The sequence below is a fragment of the Akkermansiaceae bacterium genome, from assembly GCA_019634595.1.
GTDB lineage: Bacteria > Verrucomicrobiota > Verrucomicrobiia > Verrucomicrobiales > Akkermansiaceae > Luteolibacter.
In genome coordinates, this window is sequence record JAHCBC010000001.1 from 722,325 (window position 1) to 746,638 (window position 24,314).

Below are 24,314 nucleotides of genomic sequence, written 5' to 3' on the forward strand. Positions count from 1 at the left end.
ATAAAGCCCTGAATCCGAAAGGATTCGGGGTTTTGCATTTTCTGGCTTGAGGGATTGTAGACACCTTTTGTAGACACTTTTATGTTTTTGATCGGGTTTGGCGAACTTGGCTTAATGGCTTGAATGGATTGGTGAAGGGGTTCTGGCCATCGGACAGACACTGCGGTGAAGCTAAGTGAAATTCAGGGCTTGGGCTTGAACGCACGCCAGTCCTTCTTGGGGAATAGATCCGGTACCGACACTTTCAGTGCCTTCGCCAGTTCGAGGAGTTCGGTATCGCACACCCATTTCACCTGACCCTCGATCCGGGCGATGACTCCCCGGCTGACGTCCCACCCCTGAAGTTGGCAAACGCTCGCCAGCTTGCTCTGCGACCAGCCGAGCTGGTTGCGGATGGCAATGACTTGGGGTCCTACAATGTTTCGTGGGGCATCCATGCCCCGTTTCATCTAGCCGGAAATCCGCTTGCTTATGTCTGGAATACCGGACATTTTGTCTGAAATTCCAGACGTCCCTGTTTGAATTCACCTCCCTGTATCCAGATGAACTCCCTTTCCCTACTGATTCGAATCACCGCGCTATCCGTGGTGTCCCTGATTCTTCCCAGTTGCGATGACGTATCGCCGACGGGGACGACTGGCTCCGGCTCACAGGGGATGAAGGCGTGGGTCAAGGCTCCTCCTGCCATCGCCGCTCCCTCATGGCAGATCAGAGCGGGGATATTGTGGGACGGTGGCCGGCAGGGATACCCGGGCAAGGATGGGGGACTCATCGAGATGGTAACCGATCCCGGCGGAGAGAAGAGGTGGAAGCGCTACCTTGAGAAGAAGGGTTGTCGGGAGATCCCCGGCAGAACCGAGGTATGGGTCGTGGGGCGCGAGAGGGAATTCCGGGCGATCAGGCTGGAGGGGGATGAGACGATCTGGTGGGTGACGAAAGATGAGCTGGAGCGTCCCTGGGGGCGTCGGTGAGGAAAGCGGCGGGATCATTCAACGGAGACAAGCATCATGGGACCAATCAGCGACTGGCCGCCCGTCATTTGGGTGGGAATAGGCGTGGCCTTCATTATCGGTATGTTCGCCAAGGGGCCAGATCATGGCAACCCCTGGGAACGGGCTGGGTGCGCGGCCATAGTCATCATTGTTGTCCTCGGCGGGTTGATCCTGTTGGGGGTGGGGTGGGCCGGAGACCTGCTGGATTGGCTTTTAGAGAGCGGATTTTGAGAAGGTGATGGCGGAGACCGGTTCAGATTCGTCGGGAGAGTGTGCCTACGCCATGATGAAGGACGACCAAGCATCTACAGAAGAATGCCATGCCGTTTTCGTGGGCGAGGGCGGTGAGGATTACGAGCGGGAGCATGCGATGGGCGTCTTCGAGAAGGGAAGGACCTATCGGGTCACCGGAAAGGTTTTGTACCGTTGGTGCACATTGCTTGAGATTGACGGTGTGGCGGGGGAGTGGAATCCGCGATTGTTCAAGGTGGATCTCAGCCGGGTTCCACAGAGGAAGGAATTCGGCTATCCACCGTTGATACGGGTGACCGATAGGCGAGGGAGTTGGGTGATGTTGGGAATCGTGGTGTTCCTATTAGCTTTGTTGTTGTGGGGGTGGCGAGCGCGGTAGACCGGTTGCAGTAGTGGTTGGCCTCGGTGATTTTCCGTTGGACAGATTTTCAGGAAGTTGCCGAACTAACGCGGGACCTCCCCCCATGTCCGAAAAAACATCCATCCAGTGGTGCGATTCCACCGTCAACCCGATCATGGGGTGCGGAGGTTGTGAGCTGTTTCCGGCCCCGGGAGTTATTCTCGATGATCTCGATTCGGTTGCCGCCGCGGCAGGCTTGAATATTGAAAGTAAAGTTCTCTTCAAGGAATTGGTGCATGAACAGTTCGCAAAGGGGGCGGTTCGAGCGGAGGTGAAGAAAGCGGTGAACACCACCAATATCTGGCATCTGAGGAACCTGTTTGTCGAAAGGGTTCGGATTGTTGCCAAAAAGGAGTTCGACCAGAACATCGCGGGCGATGTCGCCGCGACGATGTCGGCTATCATTCGGAAACATATCACTTGTTACGCCGCGGTCCTGCACCTGAACCGGGGAGCGAGCATCCTGGATGCCGAACGTTCGCCCAAGAAGGGTTATGCGCCCATCTTTGAAAATGTCACCGGGTTCACTGATCGCTGTGTGGAAGCAGCGGGATGGAAGGATTTGCTTGGATCCACCCATCCCGACGAACCGTGGAAGGACGGATTTGCCCGGATGATCTTCGTGAGCGACATGGGTGACTCACTGAGCCGCCGTAGCGATTTCGGCTTCCTCAAGCGTGAAGTCATCGGGGCGATGAAATCTGAGAAGGGAAGCAGTCACCTGTGGTTATGGCTGACCAAGCGCCCGGGTTCCATGGCGGCACTGGCAGCGGAAATCGGAGGGCTCCCATCAAACGCCTGTGCGATGACCACCGTTACGGGGGGCGACCCTGAAAGGTTGAAGCGGATCGATGAACTGCGTTCGGTTGAAGCGTCAGTGAAAGGTTTGTCCATCGAACCTCTATGGGAACGCATTCCCCCTGAGAAACTCGATTTGACCGGGATTGACTGGGTGATTGTCGGCGGGGAATCCGGTTCGGGTAATCTCACCCGACCCTTTGCCTTGGAATGGGCGGAGGAGCTGCGGGATCATTGCCGGGAGAAAGGGGTAGCATTTTTCCTCAAGCAACTCGGACGAAATCCTACCCGTGCCGGCCAGCCGATCAAACTCAAGGATCCTCATGGTGGAGATTGGCGTGAGTGGGAAAAAGGGCTGCAGGTACGGGAGTTTCCGTCATACTTCCACGAATTCCGGAAGGTTGAAGGACCAGTAACCCCATTTATGAGGCCGATCCACAAGGTCTCCCCTCGCCAGGAAAGGGTATCCGGTAATCCCGCCTTTAATCTGCTTACGAAGGAGGAAAAGACCGAGTTCCGCCGGTTGGATAAAATCGTCCGCAAAGGGGTGGCGGCCGTATTCGAGATGGGACAGGCATTGAGCCAGATCAAAGAAGGCCAGTTGTGGAGGGGGGGATATTCCACTTGGCAGGAATACTGCGGAAGTGTGGTAGGACACTCTAGATCCTACGTTCACAGGATCATCGACGCGGCTCGAATTGCCGGGATGGTGGGAGATGTGACGTTGCCAGATGGCAACAAGATGTCGCCGCTGTCGGAGGCCCAGGTACGCCCGCTGAACCGAATCAAAAAAGATCCAGAAAGGACCCGTGAGGCGTGGAGAAAAGCGGTCAGGTCGGCGGGCGGACAACCGACTGCCGATCAGGTCGAGGCTGCTGTGGTCGAGGTTCTTCCCAGAGAAAGCCCACAGGAACAGGAGCGTAGCCGCGGGGAGAGGAGAAAATGTGTAGTCAACGAGCTGGAAGAGGCGTTGGCGGATGCTTCACCCGAGGTGAGGGAATTGCTTTCGAGGTTGAAGGGTCTGCTCTGATGTCTTTTGGCGGAATGTCCGCCTACATGCTCCGGATGGCGAGCAGGGATGAAATCCCGCCCTGCACCGCGTTAGATGAAACCGAAGAAGCGCACGTTGTTGCGCCGGTGTCTGTGAGCCCGCCTCGAGGCGGATTCCATGGATTCTGATGTTCCCGAAGGCCCGGCACTCCGTCGGGCCTTCTTCGTTTCAACCACCAATCCCCAACCATCATGGCCATCAAATTGATCGCGAATTATTCCAAACGCCTCGGGCTTCCCGGGTTCTCGTCCCACCAGTTCTCCGTCTCCGTGGAGACCGAATTGGTGGCTACCGACGACATCCGGGGAGAGTCCGAACGGCTTTACCAACTGCTTCAGCAGAACGTGGACGAACAGATCCTCATCACGGGATTCGTTCCTCCCGCCGACTACGGCATGGAGGATACGCCGCGCTCCGTGAACGGACGTCCACCGGTCACCGGCAACGCCTCCACCAACTGGCAGCGAGACCCGGCGTGGAAATGCTCCGACAAACAGCGGGAACTCATCCTGAAGATCGTCGATGAGCACCATCTCGACAAAGCCTCCATCGAAGCGCTCGCCAACGAACGCTTCGGCAAGGGTGTCAAAACCCTCAACAAGATGGAGGCTTCCGGGCTGATCGACGAGTTGCTCGATACCCATGGAGGCGGCGGAAGCCCACCCTCCGGCCGACGCCGCCCCAACGGTTCGGCTTATTCGGGAAGGAGGAACGCCGCATGATCGCTCCGTCATCCACCGGGCGGTTCGAAACCGGCCTCGCCACCTATGCAGGGACATTCCCAGATCACATTAGCCCAACTGCAGCGAAGTCTTACCTAACATGTAGTCTTCGATTTTACTTCGAGCGGGTGGCATGCCTGAAGAAGCCGACGCCGAAGAACCTGCACCTGGGCAAGGCGGTCCACGCCGCATTGCAGGCGTTCCACCTCGCCCGCTGGCGGGGTGGGGATGATTCCCCGACAACCATTGCCACCGCCTACGAAGAGGCTTTCCTCCGTCTTGAGCGGGAAGAAGGGCCGGTGAACTTCGACGACGAGGCGGAGCGGGAGAAATCCCGCACCGACGGGCTGCGGATCGTCGCCGCCTACCTCGACAGTCCGGAAGTTCTGAAAGGAAAGCCCCGCGCCGTCGAAGTGAAGTTGACCGAGGAAATCCCCGGCTTGTCCGTCCCGCTCACCGGTGCGGTGGATCTGGTCGAGGAGAACCTCATTCCCATCGACTTCAAATCCTCCGCAGCAAAGCCGGATGTGGAACACGCGGCCTTCGAGCATGAAATCCAGTTGGTGTCCTACCAGCTCCTCATGGAGGCGGCCACGGGCGAGAGCCCTCCGTCGCTGGATTTGGTGTTCCTCGTGAAGACGAAGACGCCGCAGGTGATCCGGGTCAAATCCCCGCCTGCGGATGAACGCCGGAAGAAGCGGGTGACCGCCATTCTGGAAACAGCCGTCACCGGCATCGCGGAGGATCGTTTCCATCCGCAGCCGGGAATGCACTGTAGCTGGTGCCAGTATCGCCGTGAATGCGCGGTCTGGCTGCCGCACGAGCGGGTGGAAAGGAGGGCTGCTTGAAAGCCTTTTTCCAAATCCTGCTTCTGCTGCCGCTGCTGATGCTTTCCTCCTGCAAGGAGGAGGGCGTGAGCCGTGAGGAAGCCCGTATCCGCCGTGAGGTCGATCGGCGGGTGGAAGCCATCCATGCGGATCTGAAAGTGTCGGATTCGCGGTGGAAAACCGTCCGCGTCGTCGCCTTCTGCCTGTTGGCCGGAGGCTCGTTGATCTGGCTGTTCAATGGTGGGGGAGGTTCCTCCACCGGGGACAGCTACCCGAAACTGGCAGACAGCCGGAATCACGATCCCGGCTACCGCCGCCGCGTAATCGACCGGCATTATCCCGACGAAGATGAACCCGACGAGTACCCGTATCGCCGTTGAGGTCGTGCTGGTGCTTGGTGCCGCAGGACTCCTGCTGGAACTGATCCAGTCCCATTCATGGGCGGTGATCCTGATCGCGGTGGCCGCACTCATGTGGCTCCAGGTCCGGCGTCACTGACGACCATCCCTCCGGCATCATGCCGGTTCGCTGAACGCCCGCCCGGTTCCGAACCGCGGGGGGCGTTTTCATTTCCAATCCAACCCCTGAACAGAACCATGAATCCACAGAACCAACCGCTCCTCGACGCGATCTGCCGCCGGGGAGTCCTCGTCTCCACCTCCGTCCGTTACTGGCGGGGGTGCAAGAAGCTCGCGCCCGAGGACCTCGGGCTCGATCCATCCACCGTGAGCGACCGGCTGATCCAGCTCGGCCACAAGCGGCTCATCCCCCGCGAGGCGTTGTCACGCTTTGCCCTCATCGAATCCCGGGCGCATGCCCTGGTCGAAGCGGCGAGCTTTCCGTTCCTCGGAGGCATCGCGCGCTTCGTCCCCAACCCACGCCTCGCTGAGGTGGTGGAGAAACTGGCCAAGCTGCGGGAGGAGTTCCGTGACGAAACACTGGCTTTCGTCGCAGACTACACCCCGCTCCGGGAGCGTGCCTTGGCCGAATGGCGGGAGGCATCCATCCAGCTCCGTGGCTCGGAACGCTTGTTTCATACCATCGAGCAATCGTTCCCACCGGCAGGCTCCATCGCGAACCGGTTCGTCTTCGAGACGAGGATGTTCCAGGTGGCCGCTCCCGACAGCATCCGCCTGGAGGTGGTGGAAGGTGTCGAACAGATGGAAGTAGCGGAGGATCGTCGGCGCATTGCCGACGAAGCATCCCGGAAGCTCCATGGCGACCTCGATGAGTTCATCCGCGAGAGCGTTACGGCCCTGCGCCAGGAAACCGCCAAGCTCGCCTCCGAGGTCCTCGCCACCATCGAGGGTTCGGAGAACGGCGTCCACCAGCGGACCCTGAACCGGCTGGCCTCGTTCATCGAGGATTTCCGTTCCCTCAACTTCGCGGGTGACCGTGAGCTAGAGGGGACGCTGGAGAAGTTCCGCCGGGACCTGCTGACCCGGAGCGCGGAGGACTACCGCAACAGCGGCGGTGCGATGCGTGACCTGACCATGGGTCTTGACCGGCTGCGCGAATCCGCCGTCCGGCTGGCCTATGGAGACGCGGGCGATGTCCTCAGTCGTTTCGGCCAGATGGGGGTGCGTCGCTTCGCCGAGGCGGGATGACGCATATCGCCAGCCGCACCCAGCCAACCCGCCGCGGGCGGTCCGATTCGTCGGGCCGCCCGTTTCCATTTCCACACACTACACGTCATCACCATCACTCCGAATGCCAACATCCACCCATCAGCCTGAATTTTCACCAATCTCACTACCCAATCTGAACCCAGAAACACCATCATGTCTCACTTCACCACGATCAAAACCGAAGTCCGCGACCTGGCGGCGCTAGCCGACGCCTGCGTCGAGATGGACCTCAAGCTCATCCCGGACACCACCTGCCGCGGCTATGCCGGGGCGGTCCGCAAGGCAGATCATGTCATCCAGCTCAAGGGTCCGTACGATATTGCCGTCGATCCCGTCGAAGGGGGCCGTTATGGCTTCTCCGCCGATTGGTGGGCTGGCCATGTCGAGGCGGAAGTGGGGGCTGGCTACGGTCGGCTCCTGCAATCCTACGGCGTCCACAAGACCCTGCGGGAAGCTCGTCTCCGTGGTCTTCGCACCTCCCGCCAGGTCATCGAAGACGGCACCGTGCTGCTCACCCTACAAGGAGGTGCCCTGTGAACCGCCGCATTCTCGTGAAGGTTTCACCCACGGGTGAAATCACCGTCGAGGCCGAAGGGTTCCAGGGCAAGGGCTGCACCGACGCCACCAAGGCGATCGAGGACGCCCTTGGCTCCCGGGCCGCCCGCACCCTGAAACCCGAGTTCGTCCGGCAGGAGGCCAGCCAGCCTCTCCGCCAGCAACTCGGTCATGGAGGAGAGGAATCATGACTTCCGCCACCCTCCGCTTCGATCCCACCGGCAAGGTCGCCTGTCTCTACACGGAGGCCATCGACCTGCGTTCCCTTGGGGCAATCCATGTGAAACGCCTCACCGATGTCCGCTTCGACGACGAAACCCAGCAATGGGAAGTCGCGTTGGTGGCCACCGGCGGGATCGTCCACCGCGATCCTTCCCGTGAGGCCTGCCTCGCTTGGGAACGCGAAAACCTCGGGTGAGCCATCCGGCATACCCATCCCCGGCCGGGTCTCCTATTCGGAGACCCGGGCTTTCTCATTTCAACCCATCCACATCCATCATCATGCAACAACAACTCATTCCCTACCTGCGGGCCGGTTACGCCGGGCTCGCCGTCATCACCGCCGAGGAAGCGCGGGCGGAGGCGGAAATCGCCGCCACTTGTGCCAAGCTCGGACGCAACCTCTCCGCCTGGTCCTCCTCCGAGGGGCTGGTGGATACCAACGAACGTCGGGCACAACCCTGCGCCGATCCGCTGGAAGCCCTCCAGTTGATCGAGCCGAAGTTCGCCGGTGAATCCCCGCGCCATGTCGTCGTGATGCGGGACCTCCAGCTTCATCTGGAACAGACCGATCCGATGTTGGTCCGCCGGCTGAAGGATCTGCTTCGACTCGCCAAGGCCAACGGCCATGCGCTCATCCTGCTCGGCTGCCGCCTGCGGCTTCCCGCTGAACTGGACCATGAAATCACCCGGATCGACTTCGCACTGCCGGGACCTTCCGAACTCGAAAAGGTTCTCAATGGCATCGTCGAATCGGCCAAGCTCGCCAACCCGGAAGAGGATGAACGCGAAACGATCCTCCATGCCGCGCTCGGCCTCACTACCATCGAGGCGGAGAATGTCTTCGCATTGTCTGTCGTCGAGACCGGCAAGCTCGATCCCGAAGTCATTTCCCGCGAGAAGGCCCGCACGCTCAAGCGTAATGGACTTGTCGAAGTCATCGAAACCAAACCCTCGCTCGATGCCATCGGCGGGCTGGACCATCTGAAACAGTGGCTCGAAACGCGGAAACTCGCGTTCAGCACCGAGGCGAAGGAGTTCGGTCTTCCGGCACCGAAGGGCCTGCTCATCGTCGGCATCCCCGGTACCGGCAAGAGCCTGACGGCGAAGGCGACCGCCACAGCGTTCGGCATTCCGTTGCTCCGGCTCGACATGGGCAAAGTCTTTGGCGGGATCATCGGCCAGAGCGAGGCGAATCTCCGTTCCGTGATCCAGACTGCGGAAGCCATCGCTCCCTGTGTGCTGTGGATCGACGAGATCGAAAAGGGATTCTCCGGCACCAAGAGCAGCGGCAGCACCGATGGCGGCACCACCGCCCGGGTGTTCGGCAGCTTCCTTTCATGGATGCAGGAGAAGGAAAAACCGGTGTTCGTGGTCGCTACCGCCAACGACGTGACAAAACTCCCTCCGGAGTTCGTCCGTAAGGGCCGCTTCGATGAGATGTTCTTCGTGGACATCCCGACCGCGGTTGAACGCGGAATGATCTGGCAGGTCGTCGTGAAGAAGCATTGGCGCAAGCCGACCGATTTCGACACCGTTGAGCTCGCCCGGGTGACCGAACAGTTCACAGGGGCCGAGATCGAAGCGGTTTTCGTCGAGGCGATGTTCGCAGCCTTCTCTGAAAATCGGACACCCAAGCTGCGCGATGTGGCGCGGGCCGCCCTCGATACCCGTCCGATCATCCACCAGATGGATACCGAGATCGCCCGTCTCCGCGACTGGGCGAGAGGACGGGCGCGGGAAGCCGGCGGCGATGATCCCGTTCCGAAGAAACGGTCCCGCCGCCGCTTCGAAGACAACTGATTTCGGCAAGGTGCCGCCTAAGGCAAGCCGGCCGCCCGACGCTCCATCCAAGCGCGGCCGGGGCAACACAAGGCCGCCACGTTCTGAAAAAGTTCGTGGCGGCCTTTCCTATTTCCACCATGAACCAACGAACCACATTGTACTATCAGGAAGGCTCATCCGACAAAGTGTATGAAGTCTTCATCGAACCGAAGGACGACGGATGCATCGTTCGTTTTGCCTATGGCCGCAGGGGAACGACCCTGCAAACCGGGGTCAAGACCCCGGAGCCTGTTTCCGCCGAAGATGCCGTGAAGATTTTCGACTGGCTGGTGAAACAGAAGGTCGCCAAGGGCTACCGGATCGGAGAATCCACCGGCGGCCAGGTTTCCGCCGGGTGTGAGGGGGAGGACAGCGGGATCCGCTGCCAGCTCCTCAATCCGGTTGACGAATCCGAGGTTGAAAGCCTTCTCGGTGACTCTCGCTGGTGTGCCCAGGAGAAATACGACGGTCGCCGGATGCTGGTCCGCAAGACCGGCACCACCGTCACCGGGATCAACCGGCGCGGCCTGTTCATTCCGGTTCCTGCTTTCATCGCGGAAGCCGCGCTGGAGATCCCGTTCGATTTCCTGATCGACGGCGAGGCCATCGGGGACAGGTTCCACGCTTTCGATTTGCTGGAGTTCCGCAACGAGGATCTACGCCCTGTCCCGTATATCGACCGGCTGACCTATATGTTCCGTTGGATCGACACCAGCGGCGGCATCGCCATGGTATCAACCGCCCTCCTTTCCTCCAACAAGGTCACGTTGTATCTTCAGTTGAAGAAGCGGAATGCGGAGGGGGTCGTCTTCAAGGACGTCCGCGCGGCCTACACTGGCGGCCGTCCCGCCAGCGGCGGCAGCCAGCTCAAACTGAAGTTCCATGCCACCGCCTCGTTCATCGTCGGAGCGGTGCATCCGAAGAAGCGGAGCGTGAGCCTCGGGTTGATCGACGAGATGGGAAGCGTTGTCTCGGCGGGTAACGTGACAATCCCACCGAACCACGCCATCCCGGAGACGGGAACGGTGGTGGAAGTGAGATTCCTCTATGCCTTCCGTGAAAGCGGATCGGTCTATCAGCCGGTCTATCTGGGCCGAAGGGATGACATCGATCTGAAGGAGTGCGTCACGGCGCAGCTCAAATACAAGCCTTCTACCGGGGAGGACGAAGCGGCGTGAGATACGAGCCGGAGGCCTGCCGTTCAGGCATTCCAGCGAAGATTCGCTCCCAGAAAATCTTGGTCGGATGAAGTCCGATCCAAACCAGAAAGCAACAAACCATGAAAAAGACAGCCATCATCATCACGCTCACTACCCTGGTCGCCGTCGGCATAGCCGCCGCTTTCTCCGTCAAATGCTCGTTCTGCAACGGCACCGGATGGAGAGGGCAGTTCCGCTGCAATTACTGCGGTGGAGACGGTGACATCGGGAGGTGATACTCCTGTGCGCCCTGCCGCCCATCTAAAAGTGGGCGGCAGGGTCGTTGAGTGGAAGGCCTCTTTTTTGATGCGAGTCGCGCTTGGTTTTCTACGTCCTCCTTTTTGCTTGTGGTAGCGCAGTGGTAACATCGGATTGTCCCATTCTTCTTGGAGCTCTTGTGGACCTTCCTTACTTGTCGAAACACCGCATGGTCGTTGTATCGTCCGGGGCGATTCCGGATTCAGCGGCGAGGCGTCTCATATACTCCCAATATTGCCCCTTGGTGTTGCGGTGGACGAGTTCGCGTAGCGACGCGTTGGCTTCGATGAGGCTCAAGTTGAGTCCGAAGTGGCTGCCTTTGAGCAGGCCATGGTCGTGGACGGCGTGCCTGCGGTGTTTTTGGGCAGCTTGCGTGCCACGATCAAGAATTGGGGTGGGCTGTTAAGCCGGTTGATGCCGAAATTGCGGCAAAACGATGCGTTTTTACTTCCACCGCTTACCCCAACAGGATAGTTCCTGACAAGGTAAGCAATTCAAGAAAATCAGTCCCCTCAGTGCTCGTTTTAGCGGCTAGGTCAGGCGCTGAAATCGACCCGATGTCGGGGATGCCTTCACCCCTAACCAGAACAAGAATGGCACTCAAACCTGGAGACGTCGTTAGAGCCCGTATTTCGGGCCGTGAAATCTCCGTCAAAAAGAGGCTCGGCGAAGGGACGCAGGGCATTGCTTACCTCGTTGAGGGCCCGGATGGACAGGAGGTCGTGAAGTGGTACTTCCGCGCGCAGGGCACTCCCGCACAACGTCAGGCGATTGAGCGACTCGTGGACCGGGGTCGCCCCCACGGCAAAGGAGGCGAGCGGTTCGTCTGGCCGAAGGACATAGTCACCTCGACGGACATTCCGGACTCCTTCGGCTACCTCATGTCGGTGATCGATACCTCCCGATTCGTTGAGTTGAACGCCATCCAGGCAAAGCGACACCCTCAACCGAACATCCCGGAGCTCTGCAAGATCTCCTACAACATTGCGGACAGCTTCAGCGACCTCCATCTGGCCGGCTTCTGCTACAGAGACATCAGTCTCGGAAATCTCTTGTTTGATCCTCGTTCTGGCGAGGCGCTGATTTGCGACAACGACAATGTCGGAATCGATCTCCATTCCGAGAGCGCGATTCTCGGAACTCCGGAGTTTATGGCGCCCGAGGTTATCCGTGGCGAAGCAACTCCGTCGACGAAGACGGATCTGCATTCGCTGGCCGTTCTCCTTTTCAATCTCTGGATGTGGCACCATCCGTTCCATGGCGTTAAGGAGTATCAGATTCGGTCGTGGGACATCCCAGCGAAGACAAAGATCTATGGAACCGAGCCCGTCTTCATTTTCGACCCCGAGGACGGCAGCAACCGCCTGCCAAACGAACCCGGCTATCTGACTGCCTTCAAGAGGTGGAAGATCTGTCCTCCGAGCCTCAAGAAGGCCTTCATCACGAGTTTCACGCGGGGACTACGGGAGCCCGGAAGCCGAGTGACGGAGGGAAACTGGAAACGCATCTTTTCTTCTCTCCACGACAACCGACTGAAGTGTCCTGATTGCACGGCAATCAATCTTTGGTCCGAGGGTGTGCACGTGCTGCAGTGTTGGAACTGTGAATGCGAGATTCCGGTGCCGATGCGCATCGTGGTGAACAGCGGCACCGGAAAGGTGGCCCTCCTCGTGGATGAGGGGCGGAAGGTCCTCGCGCGGCACGCGCACCCCGCCGATGAGCAGCAACCGGATTCAGTGCTTGGTGAAGTCGTCCGCAACCCGAACGATCGGTCAGTTCTGGGCCTCAAGAATCTTACCGAAAGGTCTTGGATTGTATCATTCGGTGACGATCTCCAGAAGGAGGTTCCCCCCGGGAGGTCGGCGCCGCTCAATGCTTCGATGAAGCTGAATTTCGGCGCGGGTGCCATTGCGACCATAGAAAGCTGATTTACCATGACGATAGCGGAGGCAATTCGGACAATTTTACATCAGGAGGGGCAGGCGATCCTCAGAGACGCCAACCGGTTTCGTGCGCTGATCCGCGACTATTGTTTCGATGCTCCCAAGGGGGAGCTCCACATCACCTGTGTGCTGCTTAGTGAGAATCACGTCGAACGACTACGGGTGTCTCCCGGGTCAGCCACCGAGCACGAGAGGATCAAACGATTGCTCTACAACGACTTTGGCTTCGACAAGGGGATTGTGTCGCTCGCCATTGCCAATTGGGTTTGTGTCCTGATGCCGACCGCGCACCCGGCGACCGGTCTGGGAAGTGCCGACCCGGAGAAGGTGGAGCGCCTCGGGGTCTCACTGAGTTCCCAAGGAAAGCACGATGAGGCCGAGGGCCTGCTAAGGCAAGGATTGTCACTTCACCCATCAAACGCGCGATTGCATGCCGCGCTGGCAGCCGTCTTTCGAGCTCAAGGGCGTGTCCGGGAGGCTCTTGTCGAGATTAGGTGCGCCAGGCAGCTGGACCCGGCGGACATCGACTTTGTGGTTTGTGAGGGAGAGTTATCTTTGCAACAAAGAACAAATCGTAACAATCAAATGTCATGAGCGACGCACCAGTACTGCCAGTTGATGAAATCGCAAAGCGTGAACTCGAGTTCTTCCTGTTGGCGGATTGCTCGTCTTCGATGAGTGGAGAAAAGATTGCGACGTTGAATCACGTGATGCGCGAGATCGTGACGAGCGACCTTCCCAGCGCGCTCGAGAATCAGCCCAACGTGCAGATGAATTTCCGGGTGATTGCCTTTTCGAGCGACGCCCGCTTCTCCATTGGTCCGGATCCCGTTCCGCTCGAGAATGTCTCGTGGAAGGATCTCTCCGCGAATGGCATGACGGCAACTGCTGATGCCATCAACCTGCTCTGCACGCAGCTGGCTACCGAGCGCATGCCGAAGAGGGGTCTGCCGCCCGTTTGTATTCTCATATCCGATGGCATGTGCACTCAGGGCACCGAGGTGTACGAGAAGGCTATTGCGAATCTGGAGGCGCTTGCTTGGGGGAAAAAATCGATTCGGTTGGCGATCGGACTCGGAAGGATGGGAGTGGACCTCGACGAAGAGGAGCTGAAGAAGTTCGTGATGCCCGCGTTTCGCGATGAGATCGGAGTTCTCAATGCGCAAAACAAGAGCCAACTCGTGAAGATGCTTCGCTGGGCTAGCGTGTCAGCATCGATAGCCTCAAGCATCACCAAGAGCAAGATGGGGTCTGCCGGCGACCCCGGAGCACATGTTATCATGCCTCCCCCACCGGACGATGTAATCGAGCCAACTGACGGAACCGATGTATTTTAAGATTAGAATGACACCACTATCCGTCGCTCATGAGTTGTAGTGAGACATGGAGCTTGGCCTCCGCGAGCCGACGTGGCGCGAGTCACCTCAGGAGCGGTATGCCTTGTCAGGATGCTTATGGAACTTGGTCTGCCTCTCTTGCCGGAACGCCGTGCCATATACTGGCGGTCTCGGACGGGCATGGCTCTGACGAGTATCACCATAGCCAATTCGGATCGTTTCTTGCTATTCGGGCGGCCTACGAGGAATTCGTCCAGTTCTTCCAGTGGTATGCTTTGCTGAAGACGGGGCCAGCTGTGCCTGAAGGCCTCCAACCCGCCGGACTTGAACGCGATTTCAAGGCGGTATTCGCACGCCGCGTCGTTCGTCGCTGGCGGGACAATGTGAAGGCATTTTCGAAAGACGTCCTCAGGTGCGACACCGACTCAGGAGATTCGGGTGACAACGTATTCCGGCCGTTCGGCTGCACTTTGTTGGCCGCGATGCTGACCAGAGACCGCGCCTTCTTGCTCCAGATTGGTGACGGAGGCATTTTTCTGCGAAGAGAAGACGGAGAGGTCGTCTCGCTCGCTGATGACGATGACGAACCGGGTGAGGCAACCGATTCTCTAGCATCGGGAGACCCCGAGAAGGTCGCGATCGCCTCAGTCGTCTCATTGGACGACGTGTCTGCGGTAATGCTTGCGACAGATGGCCTGACAAAGTCCTTTACGAAAGCGGATACCGAGAGTGTTCCGAAAGGAATCCAGAAAACCATGAGCTGGCTTGTTGATCGAGTGGTCAAAGACAAGCTCGATGTCGAGGGCCACATCTTTGAAGGTTTCCTCGACAATTGCTCCAAGGGCGGGACGGGGGATGACGTGACCGTGACCCTCGCCTTCTCAAGGGCGAAACTGTTGGCGGGTGAACGCAAACCGCCGGAACCGCCAATCGAGCGTGACGGTTCCGAAGCAACGACCGGTTCTGCCGCGAGCAAGGGAGGCCAGCCCTCACTTCGGGACGATGACTCTGCGGGGAGTTCTGGCCCGACCCGGGATGCGGAGATGCCTCCCACGTCCAAGTCGTGCGAAAGCGGTGACGAGGTGGATTCTGATAGTAGTTCCGGGGAGCATCTGCCGAAGTCGGCCGGAGAGGTCTTTTAGTCCTAGCATATGAAAGCAAGTTTTCTTGTCTCTGTCGTTGTCTTACTTGTGTTGATCTCACAAGCCGGCATCGGGTTTCTTGCCTTCAGATTGGAGTCACAGCAAAAGGCGTTTGCTGAGGTGCAAAAACTTGAGCAAGGGCGTCTCGAAAAGCTCCGCCGCGAGGCCGCTGAGGCTGAGGACGCGCTCAAGCGTTTGCGTCCTTTGAAAGAGGTGCTCGCAGCTGAAGTGGCGGGTCTGACGACCCAGATTCAGGAGGCCAAAGTCCAGTTGGAGGGCACTCTCGGCGAAGTTCGGGGACTGAAGGTGGAGGAGGAGCGACTCGGCAGGATTACCTCGGAGTCCAAGGAATTCGCCGCGAAACTGGCCTCGATTGAGGCGGATTCCGCAGCGGCTCAAGAGCGCCTTGATGCGAGGAAGAAGGAGGCGGTCGTTTTGGAGGCCAAGGTCACCAGGTTGCTCGAAGATCTCGAGCGGTTGACGAAAGATGCGGCATATGTCGAATCCGCGGAATTGGTCGGTAAAATGATGAATGAGCGGCTGCAGAAATTGCACCAGAGCTTGGCAGAGCAGGAAGAGACTGCCAAGTCAAGCGCGACTAAGACGGCTGAAGCCGTCCTGGCGTTGAAACAGGCGATACAAGATCTGGCTGAATTGGAGAAGCAGAAGGTGTCATTTGAGGAGCGTATCCTGGAGAGGCGTCGGGAGTTGGCCACACTCGACGGGGAGCTGTCTCAACGCCGGAAGAAAGTCGTGGAGTCAAAGGATGTGGAAGGAAAATCAGAGAGCGGTGAAGAGTAACCCAACAACAGGATGATGGAATACTCCGGAATGGTTTTGTGGATCGTAAGTCTCGTGCTGAGTGCGATTGCCCTCACTGGGGCTCTCGTTGTTTTCCTGCACTTTCAGTCTCAGCAGCGGAGAATTCCGGAGGCCGCAAAGGGCAAGCACCTGGAAGCCAAGGTGGCGGAGCTGGAAGTCAGATCGTCGGCGCTTGCCAAAGAGGTAAACGAAACGCAGGAAGAGCGCCTTCGCTTGGTGGAGCAGATGCAGCTGGCGCGTCTCGAAAACGAAAGGCATCAGCGGGAGAAAACGGAGGCCGAAGCATGGCTCCGAGAGAACGAGCAGAAGGTTCGCAAAATCGATGAGTGGCGTAATCTGATCGAGCGTTTCGAAGGAGAGGCCGAAAGATGCCGGCTGGAGCTGGAGAACAAGCAAGACGGGCTTTCGGAGCTGAATGTCGAGCTCAAGAAGCGGGAGCGCGAGTTGCGGGAGATAGACGAGAACTACAACGATCTCAAGACTCGTAGAACGGCACTTCAGTCCGATGTGGAAAGAATCGAAAGTGACAAGGGTGAGTCGCAAGCAAACCTCAGCCAGCTGAAGGCGGAACTCGCAAAAGTCACGGACGACCTCGCTGCAATCCGAACCAATCGTGAGACGGTCCTTGCTGACCTGCATGAGAGTCGGGCAGAGTTTGAGAGGCTCCGGAGCGAACGGGACAATCTCAAGGCCGACATCGTCGAGACTTCTTCTAAGCTACGCCAGCTCGAGCGTGAGAAGCAGATCACCGAAGAGAGCGTGTTGACGTTTAAGGAGGTGCTCAACAATCTCTCCACGAGGGTCGATACATTCCAGAAAGCCATCACTCCACCGTCAGCCAAGGAACGCCTGCAGGATTTCGAACGACCGGTCCTGGGCGTTTCCGCCCTCGGGGAAGACACTCTTGAAGTCTCGGGCGTGAAGGGTGAGAAGAGCATGCTCGACCGGCTCGCGACCGAGCTCGAATCCAGAGGGCTTGTATTCCACCCACGGACGCTTCACGCGTTCCACACCTCGCTCAAGATTGCCGAAGTCTCGCCTATGGTCGTCCTCGCCGGCATCTCTGGAACGGGAAAAAGTCTCCTTCCCCGCATCTATTCGGAGGTCATGGGACTCCATTTCCTCAATGTCGCGGTCCAGCCCCGATGGGATTCTCCGCAGGATCTGCTCGGCTTCTACAACTACATGGAGCATCGCTACAAAGCCACCGACCTTGCCCGAGCTCTTCGGCAGATGGATGGCTACAACTATCCAGCGAACGGTCCGGGGGCGGAAAAGGTCCAGAAGGGAATGTTGCTCGTGCTGCTGGACGAAATGAACCTCGCACGAGTCGAGTACTACTTCAGTGATCTGCTGAGTAAGCTGGAGATGCGCAGTCGTGACATTCTCGGGGACAGATTCAAACGTGACCTCGCCTCGCTCAACGTGGAACTCGGCTCCGTCGAAGAGGGGGACGCTCAGAACGTCAAACCGCTCTTCGTCGGATTCAACGTGTTGTTCGTCGGCACGATGAATGAGGATGAGACGACTCAGAGCTTGAGCGACAAGGTACTCGACCGATCTAACCTCATCCGGTTCGGGAAGCCGGACCTTGGCCGGACCCAGCACCCGTCGGGTAAGCAGAATTCCGGCCTGGGCTCCCTGACTTTCGATGACTGGTCTTCCTGGCAAGAGTCGAAGTTGTCTGCTGCGGATGAGGACCGGTTTGTTTCAGTCGTTGAGCGACTGAACGATGCCCTCGATCATGTCGGCAGGCCGTTCGGGCGCCGCGTCTTCAATGCGATGTATCGCTACGTGGCGAACTACCCCGCCTGGGTTGATAAGCGGTTCCAGTGCGCTTTGTCCGACCAGCTGGAGCAGCGGATTCTCCCCCGTTTGAGGGGCCTTTCGGAAGACACGGATGAGGGCGCAGGGAAAACCTTGGAGCTGGTGGAACAGGTTGTGATCGAGATTGGCGACGATGCCTTGATCAGAGCATTCGAGCAGGCTCGGAACGCTCCAGTTTTTCACTTTCAGGGAGTCCCTAGAAACTAAAAGTCGTGAAAGAGAACCCATCTGCCAAGGAGCTTGCCTTACTTTTGCGGAGGGAACTCATCGGAGCGGGCCTGACCCACCCTGAGTACGAGTGGGATTATGTTGCGGAGGCCGGTGGGCGAGGTCGGCTTCCCCTCGTGTGTTCGCTTCCTGGGAAGGAGGAGTTGGCGAATCTTCTACAGAAGCCGGTCAGCCGGCTGCCGCGTCGGCTTTTAGCATCCAGCAATGCGACAAGATCGGCCAGCGACGAAGAGCTATTTGTCCTGAAGGGAGTTTCGGGCATCCTTGAGCTCTGGCAGGAACTCTTCCGCTTCGGAGAGCATTTGTGCAATCGAGGCAGTGCGAAGCGGGACGATGCGTGGCCGTCGGGTGTTCCATACGAGGTCGGACGTTTGAGATCCGGACGCATCTCCAGCGTCTGGCTTTCTTGGTCAGCGGTTTTCGAGTTCCTGCACAACGACCAACGCGATGCTCCAAGTTCGCTGATTCTTTCGATCGCGGAGGCCACTTCACGTGACCTCGAGGTTCTGGCAAGAAAGCCTCGAATGTTCCTGCGCCGGGTTCGACGAAAAGTTCCGCTGGGGCGGGCCCAACAGCTTGACGCGGCATGTTTGAGTTGGCTGATCAAGCGGCCCGGACGAACGGCGATCGAGAAGGCCGGAAGTGCGCAGGAGATTCTCGCGGTGGTCCGTGAGGAGTCCTTCGATACGCTTGAGAACCGAGTGTTGAAGGACTTCCTCCGACGTGCGGGCCGGGCGTGCGGGGATTACTTGCGCGAGAACTCAAACTTCCGTTCCTCCGCCCGTTACAAATCCGTTGAACACTTCGGGCGGGCATTGGGACGATATGCACAAGCCGATGTCTTCGACGGCGTCCAGAGCGTCTCCAGTATTTCAAACCCGAATTATGTTCTTCAACACGACGAACACTATTCGACGGTCTGGAGAGCGTATCAGGACCTCGTCCGTCGTCAGGCTACTCTGGAGCATCTGTTTGAGTGGCGTTTCCGTGCCTATCGGGACATCGCAAGGCTGCTTTTGTGCAGCGCGGTCTGGAGTCTCGCGAAGGAAGGCGACGGGAAGGCGGACACCGGCCAGGGCCTTTGGATTCAGCAAAAACCAGATGCAGGCTCGATCTTCGAGCCTGCCGGTTGGCCTGGCCCGGTTCAGATTGACGAGGAAGATGGGTGCCTGCTCACCATGATCGCGCCGGAGCAGCTCCGTCGCTCCACGTATATGGGTGTGCCGATTCGGGAGGTCGTCGCTTCTCTTGGGCCCGATCTCGTAGTTATTGCGACTCGACCCGGGGCACGTCAGTTTTCGCTCTGGGCAGTCTGGACTTCCTTCGGAAATGGAGTTGGTCATTCGACAGCCTTAGCTTCGCGTGCTATCGAGAAGATTGCAGCGGAATACTCTTCGATCAGGGGCCTGCATGGGGTCTTGGTAACAGGAACTCCCCATCAACACTCGCACGACGTATCACTTAACTTAAGGGTCGCGACAGTTTCTCACAACTACCACTCGTGGAAGGATAACGAACTTCCTGCGACAAGGGGGCTTATTCGCGAACTCATCAGGAGGGACGGGTGGTGAGCATACGGCAATCAGTTGGTGTAAATCTTCTGGATTATCGAGTCCATCGCGAGAGATGGACCCGCTTTCCGAAGTCCAAGTCGGCGGCATCCCGGCATCGCCTCACGCTTCCCAGTCTGTTTGCCGCGGCATCGACAGAGTCCGAAGCGATGGCTTTCGGCAATGAGGCCTCCCAACGCGCGTGGGGGAATGGATGTTGGGATTTTCATGCAGATGAAGTGAGCTTCGCGAGGCGTCTTCCCAGCTGGTTGCTTTGGGACAAGCTTTACCGGCAGGGTGGGCATGCAGAGGTAAGGTTCGGCCTAGCTGATGGTTCGAGCGCAACCGAAATGGTACAATCTCTTTTGGGTCTCTACTTCAAGGAGAGAGGCTTCGTCGAGAAGCAGGATGTCGAGAGGCGGTACGTTGTCGGAATGCCGGACAGCTTCAGGGAAGAGCATCAAGAAACCCTGCTGAGAAATCTTCCCTGGGGACGCCAGAGGACCCAGCTTCTGTGGAGGTCAGTGGCCTCGGTGTTGGGAGCCAGCGCCGAGGCAGATGAACTGGGCCAGTCGATCCTCAATTGCGACGACGAGATCCTCGTGGTGGATGTCCAGAACGAGTATGTCGAAGCTACGCTGCTCGCGATCAAGGATTCTAATTCCGGTGCTCCTCACCCGTCGAATCTCGTTCCGATTCGGTCAGTGGCCTCGCCTGCTTGTCACTGGCGGGGTGAACATTCTCCGGTCGATCTGCTGTTTGGTATTCGCCTGTTTTCGGACGTTTCGGGGTTTGGCGCGGATGAGTGTCTGCAACTTGCTTGGGGCAAGGACGGACTATGCCAGTTGTCGGATCCCAATCTTTTGCCCAGGCATGAGTTTTTGGTTTCGACGGAGGAAGGTTTTCATCGAAGAGAATTTAATCAGAAAGCTCTCGCGCAAACCGCTGAGGATGTTCTCCGCAGGAATGTAGAGTCCGCAGAGCGAGACATCCTCACTAAAATCCAGGTGCGTGTCGGATTCGGAGCGCCCTGTGCGAAGTCGGTGTCCGAAAATCTAAATGACCTGTGCGCTTGGGTCGGCTCGCTCGACCGAACTCCCCGCAAGGTTCTTCTGAGTGGGACGATCACTCGCCTCGTAGGAACCTTTGCAGGGGAACTCGGGTCACTGGAATCGGCTCTTCAACCGTTGGTTCAGCGTAAAGCCGTCTTTCTGAATGACCGGGTGGACCTTCAGGCAGACCTTGTGTCGGTAGGGTGTGCTCATTGGGGAGCGCTAGATGAACGGGGCTTTCCGGGATACTTCGAATACCTTGACCCCTTCTCGATCATCGGCAAGGCCCCTTCAGGGCGGAAGGTCAAATACAGTCTCCTAAAGCTAGACAATGAGAAGCGCCTTGCAACAGGAGGGAGAGAGTACCGGAATACCGACCTGAAGGACGTGGCACTCATCAACAAGGGGCAGTCATTCGTGCGCTTCTGGTTCGAGAAAGGTGAGGAACACAAGAAGGTCGAACAGCGGTTCGATCCTCCCCCCGATGCAGACTGCAAACTTTCTTTCGATGTCACCATGGTGCCATCGCAGGGATTCGCACGGGTCGAGATCATTCCGGACAATCCAGATGTATTCAAGGGGCGTAGGTTGTTGCTGGATTGGGACAGGATGGTCGAGCTGAAGGAGGAGGAGTTGCAGGGGCAGATGGCTTTTCCGGCGGTCATGCCGGTCGTTGCCGATCCTGACAAACAGAGACGCAAGCTCCCTGTAATCAAGGACTACATCAGGGCAGGGAAACTAGGCAGGTCGGCGAGCGTCTGGAACCCTGCCGAAGGGCTGCTGAGCTCGCTGGGCAAGGCTCTTCAGAACGGCCGTGTATTGGGGAGTGATCCATCGCATCCATTGGTGGGCGAGTTGGTCGATGTACTAGGCAGCCATTACGGAATACTCAAAAGGTTCCGATCGGCCGATTGGGAAGAAGATGAAGTTGGCAAGGCACTGCTTCGCACTGCATCATCTCTCTTCCTCCGAGCTCCAGAGTGGGCTCGCGCCGTGCTTTTAGACCACATGATCAAGAAGTGCGAGGAGGATCCGGACAACCCGCGTCCTCAGCCGGTTCTACTGAATTGTTGCGGCAGATGCTTTTCCAACGAGGAGGAGATTCAAGTGTATGTTCGATCGATGATCTCTCGATTCACCCATCAGCTCGAAGAGTATGAGGCGAGTCCGGGAGCAACCAGCGTCGGGATGAACAACTGGTGCCGTGGATTGCAAATTATCCTCAGAGTAAATGAGGAGGCCAACTTACACATCTCGCTTGATCAGGCGGAAGAACTTCAGTTTCTGCTTCGCCGCCTGATCGAACTTGAACGAACGCGCAACTACAGGGGGACGAGGAGGCCCGGCGTCTCACTTCCCTGTCAGAATGCGATGCTCTCAATCTTCTACCTTCTGAGGGTTCGTGGTCGTTTCGATGGAGGGGGGTTCCTCTTTCCTGGCACCAATTCGATGGAGGCTATCGAGGCCGCCGTTGAGGCCATTAATGTAGGCCGTTGGAAGTGGATCCCGCGAGGTGTGCCCGTTGAGGAAGACCAGTCTTTCCAAGGATCACTCCTGAAGTTTATCAGAATGACCGCGACCATGAAAGATGTCCGCATCATCGCTAGCGGGGAAGACGAGATGGAAGATTCGGATTAAGTGTCCATTTTTTCACGACAGTCCGATGGTGATTGCACCCTTAGAACCGAGTTTTGAACAGGTAACCCTCCTTCGTTGAGGCGTCCAAGGTCTCTACGACATGTCCTTCGATGAGTTCAGGCGGGGGCTCTTCCGTAGTGGTGACTATGTACTGGAATGAATCAGGCGCGGAGTCGGCGAGGCGTTTGAGCAGGCGGAAGAGGGGACGGTAGAGGCTGGGCTCCATGTCCGATTCCCGGGGGCTGTCATGGATCAGAAAACCGGGGTGATGGCCGAGACGATGCAAGCGGGCGAGGAGGACGCTGTAATCGAATACAACGGTGCTAAGGGCGTTGTAGGCCCCTCCACCGGATCCGATACGGGCGTTGATCTCGTCGCGAGTGAACTTCAGGTCGGCATCGACATTCTGACCTTTGAGGTTCTGACACAGGGCCAAAAAAATCTTGCCGATCCGATTCTGGCGCATTTTGGCGGCCTTTTGGGCTGCATCCTGCTGGGATTTCAGATTTGTGGTCGCATCGTCGATTTCCTCGATTTGCTTTCGGATGCCCTCCAATGCATCGTGGCTCCGTTTGGCATCCTCGGCCCGGAAGCGCCAGGCAAGGACGTCAGGGGTGAGCGCGTCGAGACTGACTAGCAGGTTTCGTTGAGCCGTAAGCTGCTGGTCACGTATCGTGCGTGCCGCGGATTCGGCGGTTGCGGCGCTGGAGAGTCGCAGGTTGAGAGCGGCAAGTCTCGTCCGTGATGCTTCCAGTGCGTGGGCAACCTCGTCGCGCAGGTGAGCGGTCTGATCTTCAATCCCGGTCGGGACGGGTTCTTGCTGGTCGTGGGTCTGTCGGTGCTCCCGCAGGATGGGGCACTTGAAGAGAGCGATGTTCGTCGGAACTTCGCAGAACTGTCGGTCTGGCTTCAGGCCGGCGAGGATCGACTCGAGTTCGTCCAGCACTGGCACTTTGCCCGTTGCGCTGAGCCTCTCCCAACGGTCTTCGGCATCGGACAGACGGTTCTGCTCGGCGTCCCGTTGGTCACGAGCGATAGCGGTTCGTCCTATCGCCTGCTCAAGGTCCTTCTCGGCGGTGGTGAGGTCGAGTTCGTCGAGCTGGGATTCGAGAATGGCCCGGCGTGCCTCGACGAGGTGATCCGCGTGGCGGGCAACCTGATCGACGAAAAGGGACTCGGCGATGTCCGGCAGTTGATCGCCTTGGGGAAGGCTGGTGCGGGCCTGTTTGATGGCCTCTTCGACACGGCGTTCATGAAACCGGATGTCGGCGACATGCAGTTCCTTCTTCTTCTCCAACTGCTCGCGCTCGCCGATGATCCGGCGCTCTTCAGTGTCGGTAACGCCGAGCACGCAGCGAACAAGGAACTTGGTTTCCTGGGCGGAAAGATCTGGAGAGTCAGAATGGGAGGACGTGTCACGCCAACGGAACGGGCTGGCGAGGTGAGCTTCTTGGTCGCGGGCAAGCCACTGCAGTAGGTGGAGCCAACGGAGTGGGCGCAGATCCTGAGCGTCGAAGCTGCGGACCGGGAGATCCTTCAGAGTCTCGTGCTGGAGGTGAACGATGAACTCGTCGTGCTTCGAACGCTCTGCCGCCGGGGTGGCGATGGCATCGTCGAGTCTCTTGCCTCGAATCGCGAACGGGTGTCCTCCGGAGTAGAGCGGACGCCCGATGGTCCAAGTCTCTCCTGCCAGCTCCAGTTCGCCCACAACCCAAGGACGGTCGAGGTTCTGTGAGGTGGAGAGGGCCCGGCGGGTGGTTTCAGTTCCATAGTGTCTTTCGCCGAGCAGGTAGCGGATGAGGCGGCAGAAAGTGGTCTTGCCAACGTCGTGCCCGCGACCGCGTGCTTCGGGGTCCGACTCGTCCGGGTCGGAAGGCTTGGCCCAGACGATGTTGAGGCCGCGGGACAGGGGGATCCGCCGGATTTCCTCGACGGCTTCGGCGTCGAGCCGGTTGTAGAGCCGAATCTCCCGGAACCAGAATAAGGCCGGTGGGGGATTGATCACCTGAAGGTAATTTTGGTCCGGGATGAGTTCTGGGTCCGAGGGCAT

At 58.4% G+C, this 24,314-nt stretch carries 24 protein-coding genes; 21 read left to right on the forward strand and 3 right to left on the reverse strand.

From position 1 onward, the window contains the following. Positions 1-182: 182 nt before the first annotated feature. Positions 183-437: a helix-turn-helix transcriptional regulator gene (locus KF712_03030; protein ID MBX3739939.1), complete on the reverse strand. Its 255-nt coding sequence runs from the start codon at positions 435-437 to the stop codon at positions 183-185. Positions 438-542: 105 nt separating this feature from the next. Here KF712_03030 and KF712_03035 point away from each other — a divergent pair, with 105 nt between their 5' ends. From KF712_03035 to KF712_03095, 13 genes are all read left to right on the forward strand, one after another. Continuing rightward, on the forward strand, positions 543-971 hold the full coding sequence (locus KF712_03035; protein MBX3739940.1) for a hypothetical protein: 429 nt from the start codon (positions 543-545) through the stop codon (positions 969-971). Between the two features lie 304 nt (positions 972-1,275). After that, positions 1,276-1,623, forward strand: a complete 348-nt coding sequence (locus KF712_03040; protein MBX3739941.1) for a hypothetical protein — start codon at positions 1,276-1,278, stop codon at positions 1,621-1,623. An 85-nt stretch (positions 1,624-1,708) separates the two neighbouring features. After that, the gene (locus KF712_03045; protein MBX3739942.1) at positions 1,709-3,472 is read left to right on the forward strand and encodes a DUF5131 family protein; all 1,764 of its coding nucleotides are present in this window, start codon (positions 1,709-1,711) and stop codon (positions 3,470-3,472) included. Positions 3,473-3,684: 212 nt separating this feature from the next. Beyond that, positions 3,685-4,215 (forward strand): hypothetical protein, encoded by a 531-nt coding sequence (locus KF712_03050; protein ID MBX3739943.1) that lies wholly within the window; start codon positions 3,685-3,687, stop codon positions 4,213-4,215. Next, positions 4,212-5,063: a PD-(D/E)XK nuclease family protein gene (locus tag KF712_03055; GenBank protein MBX3739944.1), complete on the forward strand. Its 852-nt coding sequence runs from the start codon at positions 4,212-4,214 to the stop codon at positions 5,061-5,063. The genes KF712_03050 and KF712_03055 overlap by 4 nt, the downstream gene beginning before the upstream one ends. After that, the gene (locus KF712_03060; protein ID MBX3739945.1) at positions 5,060-5,422 is read left to right on the forward strand and encodes a hypothetical protein; all 363 of its coding nucleotides are present in this window, start codon (positions 5,060-5,062) and stop codon (positions 5,420-5,422) included. The genes KF712_03055 and KF712_03060 overlap by 4 nt, the downstream gene beginning before the upstream one ends. Then, positions 5,391-5,540: a hypothetical protein gene (locus tag KF712_03065; GenBank protein MBX3739946.1), complete on the forward strand. Its 150-nt coding sequence runs from the start codon at positions 5,391-5,393 to the stop codon at positions 5,538-5,540. Before KF712_03060 ends, KF712_03065 begins: the two co-directional genes overlap by 32 nt. Positions 5,541-5,638: 98 nt before the next feature. After that, a complete protein-coding gene (locus tag KF712_03070; protein ID MBX3739947.1) occupies positions 5,639-6,649 on the forward strand; it encodes a hypothetical protein in 1,011 nt (336 codons plus the stop codon). Between the two features lie 174 nt (positions 6,650-6,823). Then, positions 6,824-7,207, forward strand: coding sequence for a DUF1257 domain-containing protein (locus KF712_03075; protein ID MBX3739948.1), 384 nt, complete (start codon positions 6,824-6,826; stop codon positions 7,205-7,207). After that, positions 7,204-7,416 (forward strand): DUF2997 domain-containing protein, encoded by a 213-nt coding sequence (locus tag KF712_03080; protein MBX3739949.1) that lies wholly within the window; start codon positions 7,204-7,206, stop codon positions 7,414-7,416. The genes KF712_03075 and KF712_03080 overlap by 4 nt, the downstream gene beginning before the upstream one ends. Further along, a complete protein-coding gene (locus KF712_03085; protein MBX3739950.1) occupies positions 7,413-7,643 on the forward strand; it encodes a hypothetical protein in 231 nt (76 codons plus the stop codon). Before KF712_03080 ends, KF712_03085 begins: the two co-directional genes overlap by 4 nt. An 83-nt stretch (positions 7,644-7,726) precedes the next feature. Next, positions 7,727-9,247 (forward strand): AAA family ATPase, encoded by a 1,521-nt coding sequence (locus KF712_03090; protein ID MBX3739951.1) that lies wholly within the window; start codon positions 7,727-7,729, stop codon positions 9,245-9,247. Positions 9,248-9,366: 119 nt separating this feature from the next. Then, a complete protein-coding gene (locus KF712_03095) occupies positions 9,367-10,446 on the forward strand; it encodes a WGR domain-containing protein (protein MBX3739952.1) in 1,080 nt (359 codons plus the stop codon). 23 nt (positions 10,447-10,469) lie between these two features. On the opposite strand, the gene KF712_03100 is transcribed toward KF712_03095, so the two are convergent. Continuing rightward, positions 10,470-10,835, reverse strand: coding sequence for a hypothetical protein (locus KF712_03100; protein MBX3739953.1), 366 nt, complete (start codon positions 10,833-10,835; stop codon positions 10,470-10,472). A 483-nt stretch (positions 10,836-11,318) separates the two neighbouring features. Here KF712_03100 and KF712_03105 point away from each other — a divergent pair, with 483 nt between their 5' ends. From KF712_03105 to KF712_03140, 8 genes are all read left to right on the forward strand, one after another. Then, positions 11,319-12,653 carry a protein kinase gene (locus tag KF712_03105; protein ID MBX3739954.1) on the forward strand — a complete coding sequence of 445 codons (1,335 nt, stop codon included), beginning with the start codon at positions 11,319-11,321 and terminating at the stop codon, positions 12,651-12,653. Positions 12,654-12,659: 6 nt separating this feature from the next. Further along, positions 12,660-13,262, forward strand: coding sequence for a tetratricopeptide repeat protein (locus KF712_03110; protein MBX3739955.1), 603 nt, complete (start codon positions 12,660-12,662; stop codon positions 13,260-13,262). Next, positions 13,259-14,005 carry a hypothetical protein gene (locus tag KF712_03115; protein MBX3739956.1) on the forward strand — a complete coding sequence of 249 codons (747 nt, stop codon included), beginning with the start codon at positions 13,259-13,261 and terminating at the stop codon, positions 14,003-14,005. The genes KF712_03110 and KF712_03115 overlap by 4 nt, the downstream gene beginning before the upstream one ends. Positions 14,006-14,103: 98 nt before the next feature. Next, a complete protein-coding gene (locus KF712_03120) occupies positions 14,104-15,147 on the forward strand; it encodes a protein phosphatase 2C domain-containing protein (GenBank protein MBX3739957.1) in 1,044 nt (347 codons plus the stop codon). A gap of 9 nt (positions 15,148-15,156) precedes the next feature. After that, on the forward strand, positions 15,157-15,948 hold the full coding sequence (locus KF712_03125; GenBank protein MBX3739958.1) for a hypothetical protein: 792 nt from the start codon (positions 15,157-15,159) through the stop codon (positions 15,946-15,948). A gap of 12 nt (positions 15,949-15,960) precedes the next feature. Further along, a complete protein-coding gene (locus KF712_03130; GenBank protein ID MBX3739959.1) occupies positions 15,961-18,003 on the forward strand; it encodes an AAA family ATPase in 2,043 nt (680 codons plus the stop codon). A 5-nt stretch (positions 18,004-18,008) separates the two neighbouring features. After that, complete coding sequence (locus KF712_03135) at positions 18,009-19,595, forward strand: DUF2357 domain-containing protein (protein MBX3739960.1); 1,587 nt, start codon at positions 18,009-18,011, stop codon at positions 19,593-19,595. Between the two features lie 149 nt (positions 19,596-19,744). Beyond that, complete coding sequence (locus KF712_03140; protein MBX3739961.1) at positions 19,745-22,264, forward strand: hypothetical protein; 2,520 nt, start codon at positions 19,745-19,747, stop codon at positions 22,262-22,264. Positions 22,265-22,304: 40 nt separating this feature from the next. On the opposite strand, the gene KF712_03145 is transcribed toward KF712_03140, so the two are convergent. Then, positions 22,305-24,314, reverse strand: coding sequence for a hypothetical protein (locus KF712_03145; GenBank protein MBX3739962.1), 2,010 nt, complete (start codon positions 24,312-24,314; stop codon positions 22,305-22,307).

Excerpts from the sequence above, each read along its gene's own strand:
- KF712_03085 (MBX3739950.1), top strand. The coding sequence starts at position 7,413 with ATGACTTCCGCCACCCTCCGCTTCGATCCCACCGGCAAGGTCGCCTGT.
- KF712_03055 (MBX3739944.1), top strand. The coding sequence starts at position 4,212 with ATGATCGCTCCGTCATCCACCGGGCGGTTCGAAACCGGCCTCGCCACC.
- KF712_03110 (MBX3739955.1), top strand. The coding sequence starts at position 12,660 with ATGACGATAGCGGAGGCAATTCGGACAATTTTACATCAGGAGGGGCAG.
- KF712_03145 (MBX3739962.1), bottom strand. The coding sequence starts at position 24,314 with ATGCCCTCGGACCCAGAACTCATCCCGGACCAAAATTACCTTCAGGTG.
- KF712_03140 (MBX3739961.1), top strand. The coding sequence starts at position 19,745 with ATGGCTTTCGGCAATGAGGCCTCCCAACGCGCGTGGGGGAATGGATGT.
- KF712_03130 (MBX3739959.1), top strand. The coding sequence starts at position 15,961 with ATGATGGAATACTCCGGAATGGTTTTGTGGATCGTAAGTCTCGTGCTG.
- KF712_03045 (MBX3739942.1), top strand. The coding sequence starts at position 1,709 with ATGTCCGAAAAAACATCCATCCAGTGGTGCGATTCCACCGTCAACCCG.
- KF712_03105 (MBX3739954.1), top strand. The coding sequence starts at position 11,319 with ATGGCACTCAAACCTGGAGACGTCGTTAGAGCCCGTATTTCGGGCCGT.
- KF712_03030 (MBX3739939.1), bottom strand. The coding sequence starts at position 437 with ATGGATGCCCCACGAAACATTGTAGGACCCCAAGTCATTGCCATCCGC.
- KF712_03050 (MBX3739943.1), top strand. The coding sequence starts at position 3,685 with ATGGCCATCAAATTGATCGCGAATTATTCCAAACGCCTCGGGCTTCCC.
- KF712_03070 (MBX3739947.1), top strand. The coding sequence starts at position 5,639 with ATGAATCCACAGAACCAACCGCTCCTCGACGCGATCTGCCGCCGGGGA.
- KF712_03100 (MBX3739953.1), bottom strand. The coding sequence starts at position 10,835 with ATGTTACCACTGCGCTACCACAAGCAAAAAGGAGGACGTAGAAAACCA.
- KF712_03065 (MBX3739946.1), top strand. The coding sequence starts at position 5,391 with ATGAACCCGACGAGTACCCGTATCGCCGTTGAGGTCGTGCTGGTGCTT.
- KF712_03120 (MBX3739957.1), top strand. The coding sequence starts at position 14,104 with ATGCCTTGTCAGGATGCTTATGGAACTTGGTCTGCCTCTCTTGCCGGA.
- KF712_03040 (MBX3739941.1), top strand. The coding sequence starts at position 1,276 with ATGATGAAGGACGACCAAGCATCTACAGAAGAATGCCATGCCGTTTTC.
- KF712_03035 (MBX3739940.1), top strand. The coding sequence starts at position 543 with ATGAACTCCCTTTCCCTACTGATTCGAATCACCGCGCTATCCGTGGTG.
- KF712_03075 (MBX3739948.1), top strand. The coding sequence starts at position 6,824 with ATGTCTCACTTCACCACGATCAAAACCGAAGTCCGCGACCTGGCGGCG.
- KF712_03115 (MBX3739956.1), top strand. The coding sequence starts at position 13,259 with ATGAGCGACGCACCAGTACTGCCAGTTGATGAAATCGCAAAGCGTGAA.
- KF712_03090 (MBX3739951.1), top strand. The coding sequence starts at position 7,727 with ATGCAACAACAACTCATTCCCTACCTGCGGGCCGGTTACGCCGGGCTC.
- KF712_03125 (MBX3739958.1), top strand. The coding sequence starts at position 15,157 with ATGAAAGCAAGTTTTCTTGTCTCTGTCGTTGTCTTACTTGTGTTGATC.
- KF712_03095 (MBX3739952.1), top strand. The coding sequence starts at position 9,367 with ATGAACCAACGAACCACATTGTACTATCAGGAAGGCTCATCCGACAAA.